This is a genomic window from Taibaiella soli (assembly GCF_003236175.1).
Taxonomy (GTDB): Bacteria; Bacteroidota; Bacteroidia; order Chitinophagales; family Chitinophagaceae; genus QKTW01.
This window is the reverse complement of sequence record NZ_QKTW01000017.1, coordinates 211,466-225,575: the sequence shown is the minus strand read 5'-3', so window position 1 is coordinate 225,575 and position 14,110 is coordinate 211,466. Positions and strand designations below refer to the sequence as shown.

The window sequence follows — 14,110 nt, the reverse complement described above, 5'->3', positions numbered from 1 at the left end:
CGGTTGATTCGTAAATTTGATATTCAATAAAAAAACGGAGCAGGTGTGTTGCACCTACTCCGCTTTAAAGTGAAAACAAAAGTCTACTTATTGTTTGGTAACCTTGCCTTGCATCATCACTTTGCCGTTTTCAGTTACATGGTACAGATACATACCCGCTGCTAAACCTTGCAATGATACTTGTTGGCTGGCACTACGGAGCGCTGCACTGCGTACTACCTTACCATCAATTGTCGTCAGCTCAAACGTTGGAGCGTCTGCGCCTGTTGCAGTATAGTGTACCGTCAGCAAGTCTTTCGCCGGATTTGGATACACACTATTAGCATCAGTGGTTTGCGCTGCAATGCGATACCCATCATCCGAAGAAACAGGATACAAAACCGTATTATTAATATCACGGCCGTCGTATTTCTGCAACCAGCTTTGGGCGCGAAGCTTAGCCCACATTTGAGCATTTTCAGCGATGTTTTCCAATCTCGCTACCTCTTCGTCGTTAAGGTCGGTTGATTGCAAGCCGTTTTGGATTTGACTGATACGAAGATCCAAAAGTTGACGACCGAAGTTATTGAACTCTTCAGCCTCTTGACCTTCCAGGCCATATTTGTCTACAATCTGATTGTATAGGTTGTTACCTTCTTCAATCTGTTCCGTTTCAATCATCAGATCAGCGTTCGTGAGGTCAGCATGCGGGTCACTCCATTGCGCCAATGTCGCTTGTAGATTGGTTAAGTCCAGATCGCCGATGTCGTTATACTGATAGAATTGCAATGTCCGAACCACTTGGCTGAGCGGATTAAAACGGATATCATCAGACGATACCGGTCCATTTGGAATAACATCTTCAGGGCATTGGTTACTATTACTTGTCGCAATGGGAATTACAAGGCCAGTTAAATTAAGCGGTTGTTCTTGTGCGCCACCAGATTTGTAATAGTAGGTAATAGGACCCACCTGACCCAGTGGATTAAAGATATCAAAACCGCCCGGAGTATGAGAGAAGGTGTTTGCTGCTGGTAGACTTACGCTTCCCTGAGTCCGAGCTATACCATCCGTCACAGGATTACTGCCTCTGGCGGCAATATCATAACCGTTGCCGCTGTTCTGATTACACAGAATCTGAAGCCCCGTACTACTGCCAAGTGAAGTACCTCTGTTTGAGAAGTTACTCAGTGTAGCTGTACCTAAGTTTGTATAACTATTTCGGCGGATTGTATTATTCGCGCTACCAGTCGCCCATGCCAATACACCAATGTTTTGAGCATAGCTGCCAGGACCGCTAAATTTGTTTTCCGATACATGATAACCACTGCCACCATAGACTTCCACACCATTACTGATAATCTGGTTGCCAGGACTGTTTGGTACAATAAACTCATTGTACTCGATGGTTGGAGCTGTTACGTTCAGTGCTATTACGCCATTCACATTATTATTGAACGTTGCATTGGTAACGCTGAAAGAGCCGTAAAGTGGGTTTAACTGAGAGGTTGTTACCGCTGTTTTAGTATTTGTGAACGAAGATGATACTGTTATCGGATAAAAGGAGCCGGCATTATAGTAAGTATAATTACGCACATTTACCCCCATATCAATACCCTGAATCGCCTTAGACGCATACAGGATGTTTTGCGGGTCTGGTGGAGCAGTGAAAGAACATCCGGCAATATCTAACGAACGTATTTCGCGGCCGAATATGAACCCAGTGAAGAGCCCCTGATCCGCAGTAAACTCACAATTGTAGAAGTGGCTTTGATAAGAGCTGTAGAATGTATGTCCGGCAAGCTGATAACTGCTCAGGTAAGATTGGAAATTTGCGGTGTGCTCATTGTTGTAAAAACGGGAGTTCAGCGCCATAATCATACCACCATTCCGACTGTAAAGATCATTAGGATCGCCATTTCGAAATGCTTCCTGTGCATAAGAAATAGTGCTGTTTTTCATGTTTACATAAGACTGCAAATAAGGATTGATGTTCGCTCCATGTCCTTTTTGATCAAAGCTACTATTCCCCAATGCGGTGATACCTTTCCAAAGTTGTCTTGATGCATCGCAAGGCGTAAAGGCCGTAAGCGTTGCATTGTTGAGGATTAATCCTCCTCCGAACACGGTCGGAAGACTTGGGTCAACTGGTGCCGGTGCCGGTTCTATCAATATATCAGCATTCGGTCCGAATTCCACATTCATATTACTGATCGTGAGTGCTGAGCCCGCTGGAATGTGCAAACGATGTTCAATGCGGATTAGATTGCCTGCACCATAGGCTGGATTGTTCTGAGCATCCCAGATCTCGTTACCTTGAACGGTATAATCATAGTAGTTGTAGGAAGCCGACGGCGTGTTTGTATACGGATCTGCACCGTTTTGGGCACTGTTATTCACAATTATTGGTGCTGGAAAGACAACATCCCTAACGCCATCACTGAAATGGATATTCAATGGATTGCTGGTTCCACCACCGGAATTTAAATAGTTTACCATGTCGCTGTACGTGATATAGTGATCTACAGGATTGGCAGCCGTTGCCGGATTCCAGGTGCTACCGTAAAGATGCGAAACACCGTGTATCGGTAATCCGATACCTCCGCCTTCCATGATCACTTCTATCTGTTCCTGTCCTGTGCAGCCTGTATTGGACAGGTATGGGCCCGTCGGAACCTGCGGCGCGTTAAACATGATGTCATTGACAGTAATGGGCGACGTTTTTATGTTGAAATGATAATCTTGGTGTGCATTGATAAAATCATTTTTACAAATGGTTGGCATCTCTGCCCAGGCACTTGTAATCGTTGGTACTACGTTAAAGCGGATAAACACTTCTGGTCTATATATACCGTCTGTATTTTGGTAGTAAAAAACCAGTCTGTGTTGACCAAGAGACAGCCCCGCAACCGGAAACTTTAGTTGTGTATTACCGCTAAATGTATTATTGGTAAAATTGAGCGGTATTATATTTGATAGAACACCCGGCGACGTTTCGATATAAGTCTGGTAATGCATTGCCGCAATTTCTGCGGCTGTCCGGGCTGCCGGAAATCCCCAGTCTATAACTAGCGTGTCGTTCTGGTAAATATTAAAAGCAAAATCTCTTGTACAAGCGCCATTAATGGTGTTGTCATTGTTGCAATACAATGTTTCAGAATGATGATCGAAACAACGGGAGACGATCGCAGCTTCTGTAAATCCTGAGGTGAGAAGATTTTGCCCCTGTGCATTACCGACATTAATTAATGGTATTAATGCAAGCCCTGCAGCTTTGCAGAGCTGCTGTAATTTGGGATGTACCTTAAACATAAAATTTGATTTAGAAAAGGGTTATAAATTGATTAAAAAAGGGTTTTAAATACGGGACATTCATGCCCAGTATTTATTGTTAAAAATGGTAATTGGAAACAATGGTCATTTTACCTCGCGACAGCAAAATGCCAGATTATTTGAGAAGAATAATGGAAGAAAACGATAGAGGTTAAGGTTATAATGCATAGTCTATGACTTTGAATAGAACAAATCTACAGAAGCTTAAAACACTTTAGGTAGCGTTTTTTTACTGAATTTTTATACTGATAAAAAACTGAAAAATATCCCCCTTTTGGAGATGGAAATCGCAGAATGTAGGCTGGTAGCGTTTTCTAGAGGGGTGAACTCAAAGGTGCCAGCCTGAAATGGATCATGATCCAAATGATGAGTATATCTGCTTCTGGTAAGTTTTCAGTTTGTACCAAACCCTCAAATTGATTAAAGCATTCAAACGCTTTTGGACATCTTTCTTTAAAGAATTCGATTGTCGAAATGCCGAATTCTTTAAAGCTAAAACCGAATTTCACTAAAGATAATCCTAATTCTAAATGTGATTGCACTACTTGGCTTCCATTTTTACTTTTACGAAAACTGACGAACTAATCTGGCAACAGACGTTGAACTTTCTTGAAATTCATTTGGATTTAAAAAAAGATCAGTTGACTTGTAAACCTTTTGTCGCATACCCTCATACCGATTTTAAAACATCCACCACTAAGTAATTCGTAGCGTTAGCTGTGTGCTGTCGGTTTTTCGACTGATAGCAGACGTTCACCCTATTTTTTTGGATCTATAAAACCGCAATGACAAAATTTATGCGACCGTATTTAGTTGCCGCTTTAATTGCAATCCTTTTTTTTAGTAGTTCATCGGCCCGTGCAACCCATTGTGCCGGCGGGGAAATCACTTACGAATGGGTTAGTGATTCCACTTACAAATTTACTTTACATTTTTATCGGGACTGTAGCAGTACGCTCACTTCGTCGCCCGCAACCATCTGTTATTACAACGCCGATGGAACCAGGAGCGGCAGCTTTGCATTGACACAGGTTGGCACAGCCACAGAGGTGTCTCCGGGTTGTCCGGGTTTTCCTACTACTTGTACGCAGATTACCAGCTCTTTGCCGGGATACAGAGAGCATATATTAACCGCAACATTTACATTGCCGGGACGGAGTAACTGGACGTTTTATACTTATCTCAGTGCGCGCAACGGTGCATTGAACTATACAGGCCAGCCTAATTTCTATGTAGATGCAACGCTGGATAATACGCAATACCAGGGCTACTCTTCGCCGGTATTTTCAGTACCGCCGGTACCTTATGTATGCGTCAATCAGCCGTATGCGTATAATAACGGGGCAGTAGATCCGAACTCAGATTCGCTCGCCTTTGAAATGGTTTCCCCGCGAGCAGCTTCTGGTTGCGCGGCCAACAGCAATGGTGTTACGTCTATTCTCAACGCTCCTTACAATCTTACCAATAATCCGTTTGCGAGCAGCAACAGTTTTGTACTGAGTCCAATCAGTGGTCAGATGAATTTTACGCCTTCTATACAAGGTGCATGGGCATTGGCTGTAAAAGTGAAAAAATACCGGCACGGCCAGCTGCTGTCAACGATTGTACGCGATATGCAAATGCAGGTAATTCCTTGTAATAGTGCGCAGCCGACGTTGACAACTATTGCCAGCTCTATTGTCGGTGCGACCTTAGATAATGCAGGTGTTTTACAGGCTTGTGCCAACAGTTCACTTTCTTTTTGTTTTAATTCCACTTCCAGCTCCGCCAATCCCGTTTTGGTTGCTACCGATAATCATGCCATTGCTACGCCAGGGGCAACGCTTAGTTATACAGGTCAGGCAACCGGCAGTATTACCGGTTGTTTTTCATGGACGCCAAATACCAATGATACCGGGCTGAAAGCACTAACGATTACAATTAAAGATTCTACCTGTCTGCCGCCTGGTATCCTGATGTCGCAGACATTTACCATACCTATCAACATAAGGCCGGCAACGATTACAAAAGTCAGTGCATCCATTTGTCCCCGAGGAAGTTTGCAACTTGTATCGGGTGGCGCGTCCAATGTGAGTTGGCATGTATTGGGCGGCGGCGCTGCAATCAGTTCGCTCAGCTGCACCAGTTGTGCATCGCCGGTTGCCACACCTGACGTAAACACGGTTTATTTTGCAAGTTCTACAACCCTTATGGGATGCGGCAATGTTGATACCGTTTCCGTAGCAGTAGATCACAGTACTTTTATTACAATCACGCCAACAGATTCAGTAGTTTTATGCCGTCCGGGATTGATGCAGCTGGATGCGAATGTGACGGGCCTCAGGCCGTTTAAAAATCTTGCTTGTACCATCGCACCTTCGGTTCCCGCCACACCATTGGTACAGGTGGAAGTGAAGCCTTATCTTATTCCGCAGCAGAACGGCAACGGGTCGCTTGCGTCGCCGCTCATCGGAAACAGAATTTCCGCACGGCATCAGTATTTGGTACATGCGTCAGACATGAAGCGCGCAGGTATGTTCTCCGGAACTATCAAAAGTCTTGCCTTTAAATTTCTTTCCAGTCTTGGTTCTTCTGTAAGCAATGTAAAAATTGCATTGAAGTGTACACCACTCACAGCATTAGATCAAAACAGCGGTTTTGAGGGTGGTATGATACCCGTGTACAATAGCGCATCAACGGTAAATATTCCAGCGGCCGGTGGTTTTGTTTCCTTTGATTTTCCGACACTTTATAATTGGGATACCACACAGAACCTGATCATTGATATCTGTTACAGCAATGCGGTGAATGTGAACATGGCAGACTGTTATTATGCTAATACCTCGTACCCCGCTACTTTATATAGTTTCAGCAATACAGGGAGTATCTGTAATGGCGGCATTGGTTCAGTGGCGGCCGCACAGAATCAATTGCCGGTAATGCGTTTCGAATATTATGAAGCGCCGGAATCAGAAGCCTGGACCTATAAATGGGATCATGCGGTGTACGAGCCGAGCGCCAATATTAAATCACCGGAAGCGTATATCTCCGTACCCAAAAACATTTATGTGCATACGATCGATAGATACGGTTGCGTGGTGTCGGATACGTTGTATGTTTATTTGCCTACACCCGAAATGCTGAGCAAAGACACCAGTATCTGCGAGGGGACTACTGTAGATCTTGTTGCAAAAAACGCCCAGTATTATCAATGGTATGAAGACGGCTTTGTAACGCCCGCTACGCTGAGCTGTGCCGCTTGCGCTGTTACAACGGCTAAGCCTTCCAGATCTACCCGGTACTATCTGATCACAACAGATCATGGTTGTCTGGATACATTCAGTGTTTATATTAAATTAACGCCGTATCCGGCATTGAAGATATTGACAGCGGACACTGTTGTAAAGTATGGAACTTATGTGCAGCTAAGGTCTACAGGTGCAGACAAGTATTACTGGTACCCGCAGCAATATCTGAGTGATCCTTTATTGTCTAACCCCGTTGCATCTGCAGTGGAACCGATGTATTACCATGTGATTGGTATTGCAGACAGTAACAGGAATTGCCTGAGTTATGACTCCGTAAGGGTCAGTATTGATTATTCAGATCCGGTGATGATACCCACTGCGTTTACACCAAATGGCGATAACCTTAATGATGTATTCCGCATCGTGAATCTTACGTTCCGTAAAATACAGGAGTTCCGCATATTTGACCGTTGGGGTAAGGAAGTGTACACAGATGATGGCACCAACAAAGGGTGGGATGGGAGACTGAATGGTAGGGACCAGGAAATCGGCGTCTACAATTATATTATCCGTATTGCTTCGCCGGATGGTATAGCACAAGTGTACAAAGGTGACGTCACACTCATAAGATAAGATTAGCAAACTGTTATAGTATTTCAGAAACAATCTTTCAACAAACTTCCATGACAAAAAAGACAATTCTTTCCCTATTGTCGTTACTGCTGTGTGTAGTAATGGCAAATGCCCAGCAGTACACAGTTACTGGCGGGGCTTCGACTAACACGGTTCCGTTTAGCAGCACCACCAACCGTGTGCAATGGTTGTATCTGCCAACGGATTTTTCGACAACGCCGGCCCCCGGGTTTATCAACAAAATTTATTTTAAAACTGCTACCGCAATAACCAGCACAACGCTCAGCAACTTTACAATAAAGTTAGGCGTTAATAATCTCACGGCTACCGCGCTTAATACCTGGATGGGGCCAATGACCACCGTTTATTCTGCGAGCAGTTATACCATCACCAGTATTGCTGTGAATGGATGGATTGGTGTAACACTTCAGACCCCGTTCTTTTATGATGGTACTTCATCCCTGATATTTGAAGCCTCGAACACCGCCTATACTACCGGCTTTTCGAATACCCAGAATATCACTAATGGCAACCGCAGAGTGTGGGGCACGGCTGCTGGTGTCACACCTGTAAACGCGGGTAGCGGTCTCGTGGATTTTGGTTTCGATCGCACGCCGCCGCCAAATAATAATGCTACCGCTATTGCAATAACCGATCCTAATAATTTTTGTATCGGAACCTATACGGCGAAAGTGAAAATCGCTAATCGCGGTGCCAATCAGATACAGCCTGTAACGATTTCCTGGACGATTGATGGCGTGGCGCAAACACCGGTAAGCTATACCGGTTTGCTGGATACCTTTGGCAGCGTTGCCGGAAATACCGCGATCGTTTCGCTCGGCAGTGTCACGTTTACAGGTATCGCTACGCATACCATCAAAGCATGGACTACGATGCCGAATAATACGGCAGACTCATACAACGGCGATGATACCGTGAGTCGTACTATGGGAGCTGCCTTAAATGGCAGTTACACAATCGGAGGCGCTACTGCCGATTACCCGACAATTACAGACGCTGTAAATGCACTCAACAATTTTGGTGTTTGCGGACCAGTGATAATGAACATCAACTCGGGTACTTATACCGAACAGGTAACGCTAAACGCTATTTCAGGGGCCAACGCCGTGAACACGATTACCTTTACATCCACCACCGGCAATGCAGCTGATGTGACCATTGGTAATACGAGTACTTCAGCGGCTAATTATATCTTCAAACTTTCTTCGGCTTCCTATATAACGCTCAGAAACCTCAGCTTTGCGCCTGCAAGCAGTACGTATGCGTTTTGCGTGTCAATGGATGGTGCTGCTTCACGAAACACTATCAGCAAATGTGTGTTTAATATTCCTGCTGCTGCTACGGCTGCTACCACTGCTGGTATTTATGCATCGGTAACCGGTAGTAAAAACCGTCTCGTTGGCAATACGGTCACCAATGGATATTACGGCATCTATTATCGCGGTGCCGCAGCTACTACCGTTTCGGATAGTTGCGTGATCGATAGTAATACGGTGACTAATGCCTATAACTGCGGTATCTATCCATACTATGCCACCAACCTGAAGCTCCGGAATAATATCATAACCCGCACTACCTCGGGTGGAACTTTCTACGGACTTTATCCGGGTTATTGTGATGATGCGCTCGAAGTAACGGGTAATACGATTACGATTTCCGGTGCGGCAACAGGATATGGCATTTACCATTATTTCTGCAACGGCAATTCCGCTACCAGCCTGATTGCAAATAACAAGATTACGATGACCGGCATCACCAATTGCTATGGTTTATCTCCGTTTACTTCCAGCTTTAGTACGGTTAAAAATAATATCGTTTGGGTGGAAGGGTCAAATATCGCATACGGATTGCGCAGCTACAACACCAATAACATCGATTTTCTGAACAATACATTCTGTAGTAATTCTACGGCACCGACCAACTATGCCGGTTACATGTATAATACTACTACGGCTTTTTCTTCCATTAATGCTTATAACAACATCTTCTACAATGCCGGTACTACAGGTTATCCGCTGGCAGTTTACAGTGTACTTGCTGGTATGAAGATCGACTATAACAATGTTTATGGCGGAGGCGCCGGATTGTTCTCGCTCGTTAGTCCGGCAGTGTCTTATGCTACTTTAGATGCCTGGCGTGCAGCTACAGGGTATGATAAATATTCCATCAGTTATCGTCCGGCTTTTACAAGTACTACCAATCTGGCACCAAATCCCGCAGACAGCGCCAGCTGGTCTTTGAATGGACATGGTGTACAGTTTCAGGGAAACAATACAGATATCAATGGTAATCCCAGAGCTGTTTTGACAACAACCGGTGTGCCGGATATCGGACCTTATGAATTTACACCCACTGTAGCACCGCCAATAGCAGTAGCAACACCCGCAACACCGGCAGCAGGCACTACACAGGTCTTTACATTTGGACAAGATACCGTAGCGAAAATCACCTGGGCTGCAGGTACGGTGCCAGCATCGTTGAATGTGTTTCAGTACGCAGGAACCTTGCCACCGGCGATGCCCGCAGGTACTTTTATGTATTTCTATGACAGCCTGCAAGTATCAGGTACTGCAACAGGATACAAGTCTGAAATTTATTATAAACCTTCCTGGATCGGCAATGTGACAGTTGACAGCCAATTGCATTTATCGGAAAGACTGAATGCCCAGCCCTGGTATACTTATTTTATGACAGGCGGCGCGGATGTTGTGCGGAAGATTGTCAATGCACCTGCGCTTACCGGTTTTGGCTTACAGACAGCTCGCATGGACATTTGCAGCGGCCAGCCTGTGGCGGCAACTGTAAATACACCGGCTTTTACTGCACCGCGTTGTGTCGGTGATACGGTTTGGCTGAATGCTTCTGATCCTAATAATACAGGTGGTATTTCTTATCAATGGCAAACGGCGACCAGTCCTTCCGGCCCCTGGACAAATATCGGCGGAGCAACCGCACTCAATTATATAACGGCTGCATTGACTGATACCATGTATTATCGCATCGTAGACAGCTGTCAGTTCTCCCATTTATTTACCGCGAGCAGCGCGTTTATGGTGCCGGTTTTTAATCCCGTTATGAGCAGTGTTACAGGTGCGGTGCGTTGCGGACCGGGCGCAGCAGTGCTGCAAGTACAACCGCAGCCTGGCGTTGTTATAAAATGGTATGATAATCCCACCGCGTTAGTTCCGCTTTATATCGGAGCCTCTTATACAACCCCATTTCTGTATAGCAATGCTACTTATTATGTAGCCGCCGCGAGTTCAATAACAGGGGTACAGGCAGTAGGTTCTCTTGCGCCGGTGAATATAGGAACAGGTAACAATGGTTTCTCTGATGTAGGTCTGATGTTTACTGCTTATGCACCTTTTGTATTGCAGAGCGCGGAAGTGTATCCGCAGGGTACAGCCGGTTCGGGGACAATCACTGTTGCGCTTAAAAACAGTGCGGGTACGATACTCCAGACGGCAACAGCTAGTGTAACGGTTGCGCCTGCACCGGGTGTCGCTAACATAGTACCGCTTAATTTTCATGTGCCGGCTGGAACCAATTACCGGCTGGTAGTAACGGGTGCAACGGGGATGACTAATCTGAACAGAGATGCGACAATAGGCTTTACCTATCCTTATACGCTTCCTAATCTGGTATCGATTACTTCCGGGTATTCCGGTGGGGTGACCCCGTCTAACTATTATTATTTCTACAAGTGGAGGGTTAATGATGGCAGTTGCCAATTACAGCCGGTAACAGTTCCGGTGACGATAACACCTGCGCCTGCAGTAAATTTTGTACCCGATACGCCGAGTATTTGTCTGGGTCAGTCGGTTAGCCTGTCTGCCGCGTCAACAAACACTGGTTATAGCTACTATTGGAATCCCGTTGGCTTATCAGGAGATACAGTTGTGCTCACACCGAATGTTACCACACAATATTATCTGTCTGCATTGGACAGCAGCGGTGGCGCTAATAATGGTTGCGCGTTTTATGATACAGTAACAGTACATGTAGATCAGGTTCCTTTTGCCATTGTCGCAGCCAGTAACCCGCTTGGTTTTTGTAGTGGAGACAGCGTTACACTCAGTGCCTTTACCGATACTGCATATGCCTATCAGTGGTTTGAAAACGGATCTGCTATTACCGGTGCTACAGATAGTACCTTGACTGTAAATACAGCGGGTTCCTATACGCTTAAGGTAGCAGAAGGTGTATGCTCGGCAACTTCTACGCCGCAGCAGGTTAGTATATTTCCTTTGCCGCAACCGGTAATTGTTGCGAATCCGCAGGGTATTCTTCAGACGACATTAAGTTATGCCGATTATCAATGGCTGAAGGGTACGCAGACTATTATCGGCGCTACCAATTCCTCTTATACACCAGCCGCAGCAGGGCAGTATTACGTTGTGGTAACAGATGCGAATGGTTGTACGAGCATGTCGGCGGTATATGATGTATACCCTGACGCGGTGCCGGAAGTAAGCCTGAATTCGAATGTGAAAGTGTACCCGAATCCTGTTGCTGATATGATCTATATCGAGAGTCAGGAATCAGTAAAAGTGGTGCTTCATACCATTGACGGACGTGAAATATTCTCGGGTCATGATGTACGCCGGATCGATGTTTCGCGATATGCTGCCGGTTTGTATATTTTACAGGTCTATACCAATAAGGGTACATTAATCCGCCAGACAAAAATTATCAAGCAATAAAGGGTAAGACTTTAAAAGGTTTAATAAAAATCGTCTTTAGAAAATTATAGTTTGGATGAAAATCGGGGAGTTGCTTGTCTAGGCAACTCTCATCATTTTACCCAGATCATAAGAAGGATTGCTATCTGCTTTAGTAAAGTTTTAGTCCGCCTGCTCCGAATTCACTGCCTCTTCCAGACAGATGCTCATTGGATATTTTGAATCGATTATTGATGCGAAAAACCGCAGATCCTAATCCATAGATACCATGTAGAAAATACGTACAGTGTAGGTGGCAGCAGGCACCAGTAAACTCGCGCCACCGAGCACACGGTATTTTATAGAAACATCTGCTGTCCCGCCAAGCAAAGCGGTCAGCAATCCCGGAGGTTGATGCAGAATACGTTGATTAGCGGTGCTCAGTAGAATTTCAGGATCTGCGCCCGATAAATTAGTAACAGATACTCCGACATTATTTGCAGGAATAGTTCCGGAACCTGTCGATGAAAGATTGGCAAACTCTGCACGGGCAAATACATCCATACTTAATCCGCCAAGATTCAAAAGAGGATAGCCGATGCGGATACTGGTATGCGTGATTGACTTTCCATTTCGGATGTCAGCAGCAGTCAGCATTTGGATAGTTGGCGGACTACCTAGTATCGTTATTGACTGTGCATCGCTTTTTTGGCTGCACAGCAATAAAAAAATCAATACCCAGATCTTATTCATTCCAGTTAAAACTAAGCTCTCCAATTTTTAACGGCACATCTTCACCGCAGTCTACAGTTGCCATTGCAGAATACATCCCTTTTTCCAAACCATCGGGCAAAGCAAAACTTACAATTCGTATATCGCCTGGTAATATCGCGGCAGTTATTTCATTTAGTTTCCACTGCTTTGCAGTAGCATCGTTTGAAAATTCAATATGCACCTTTGTATCCAACGGTTGCAAGCCTGTGTTGTGCACGTAAACCTGCAACTTGTTTTTTGCACTGTCTCGCTGCAGATAGAACTGATCGATGGTTACATCCTTTTTTGACCCGCCATTCAGCAGATAAACATGTACTGCAAACTCCGCTTTAATCATAATGGCCGCCTGTTTTTTCGCAGCTGCATCTTTCAGCTTTGCAGGATCATCTGCCTGAGAGATTACAACCATTGCATGTTTCGAAGTATCTGTCTGTGACAGGCTGAAATTATCCTTTATACTCACTGTTACTTCGCCGGTACTATCAGGAGGAATTTGCAACACGGATGGAAATATAATGAGATCGGCAGCGCAGGAATGCGGCAGCGTATTAGGCGGAAAGAAATGCTTTTGTCCCAGACTGTCTCTCGTCCAGTCCTGCAGATAGATCTGCCAGATAGCCTTTTCCTTGCCGTTATTAAACACTTTTATCTTTTCCGTCTTTCTTGTTCCGGTTATATCAAAAAATAAACGGGCAGGTGCAACCGACAGGCTTATCTGTGCAGTGACAGAACAGGCGGTCAAAAGGAAAAGAAGTGAAATAAAGTATTTCATAAAAAATGTTGCCGGAGCGCCTCTCAATGAGATCAACTCCGGCATACAAAGTAACTAAATATTAATCGATAGATGCTGTGTACACAAGTGTCGTTGTGTAAGTACCAGCTGGCACGTTAAAGCTGCTGAAATTACTATTGGTCAGCAATGTATATTTCATGTCTACATTCTGTGCAAGTCCGGCTGATGCTTCATCCAGCAATTTTTGGTTAGCAGTAGTAAGCAGCACAGGAGCAGCTGGTGTAATACCGAGATTTGAGTTGGTACTTTCAATTTGCACGACTGATAGTGGCAGCGAATTAGAACCATTTGTAAGACTTGCCGCATTCGATTTCACATCCAGATCAAACGGACGAGTGGCAAGAATTGTAAACTGCGAGGTAGCCGGTTGTGTCTGATCGGCAGCATAGCTGGTTCCCGAGTTCAGGTTGAAGTTGACAGTGTTTGTATTCACAGTCATCGAAATAATGTCTGCAATCTGCACATTTAGCGTTACGTTGCCTGTAGATTGGGCATGAGCTGCCGTACATGATAAAATACCGCACAAGGCTATTGCCGAGGCTCCCAGAAAATTCTTCATTGCGAGTAGATGTGGTTGTTAAAAATTTGTTCTCCCGATGTAAATGTATCTATCCAAAACACATCAAAAAAATTCCTCCGTTGAATATGGCCAAGATTTAGTACTTCTACTATGAACAAAATGAGGTTAC

The 14,110-nt window shown here is 44.8% G+C and carries 6 protein-coding genes; 2 read left to right on the top strand and 4 right to left on the bottom strand.

Annotation, left to right across the window (positions count from 1 at the left end; translation table 11 throughout):
* Window positions 1–87: 87 nt before the first annotated feature.
* A complete protein-coding gene (locus DN068_RS12445; RefSeq protein ID WP_110999258.1) occupies window positions 88–3,291 on the bottom strand; it encodes a T9SS type A sorting domain-containing protein in 3,204 nt (1,067 codons plus the stop codon).
* Window positions 3,292–4,109: 818 nt separating this feature from the next.
* Between DN068_RS12445 and DN068_RS12440 the strand changes: the two genes are divergently transcribed.
* Together DN068_RS12440 and DN068_RS12435 are read left to right on the top strand one after the other, a co-directional pair.
* On the top strand, window positions 4,110–7,172 hold the full coding sequence (locus DN068_RS12440) for a gliding motility-associated C-terminal domain-containing protein (RefSeq protein ID WP_165836380.1): 3,063 nt from the start codon (window positions 4,110–4,112) through the stop codon (window positions 7,170–7,172).
* 50 nt (window positions 7,173–7,222) lie between these two features.
* Entirely contained in the window at window positions 7,223–11,896 is a 4,674-nt protein-coding gene (locus tag DN068_RS12435; RefSeq protein WP_110999256.1) for an Ig-like domain-containing protein, read from the top strand.
* A gap of 231 nt (window positions 11,897–12,127) precedes the next feature.
* Here DN068_RS12435 and DN068_RS12430 read toward each other — a convergent pair whose 3' ends face one another.
* The 3 genes from DN068_RS12430 to DN068_RS12420 form a co-directional block, all read right to left on the bottom strand.
* Window positions 12,128–12,607: a hypothetical protein gene (locus DN068_RS12430; RefSeq protein ID WP_110999255.1), complete on the bottom strand. Its 480-nt coding sequence runs from the start codon at window positions 12,605–12,607 to the stop codon at window positions 12,128–12,130.
* Window positions 12,600–13,400, bottom strand: a complete 801-nt coding sequence (locus DN068_RS12425) for a fimbrial biogenesis chaperone (RefSeq protein WP_123985336.1) — start codon at window positions 13,398–13,400, stop codon at window positions 12,600–12,602. Before DN068_RS12425 ends, DN068_RS12430 begins: the two co-directional genes overlap by 8 nt.
* Before the next feature lie 61 nt (window positions 13,401–13,461).
* Window positions 13,462–13,980 (bottom strand): hypothetical protein, encoded by a 519-nt coding sequence (locus DN068_RS12420; RefSeq protein ID WP_110999253.1) that lies wholly within the window; start codon window positions 13,978–13,980, stop codon window positions 13,462–13,464.
* Window positions 13,981–14,110 lie beyond the last annotated feature (130 nt).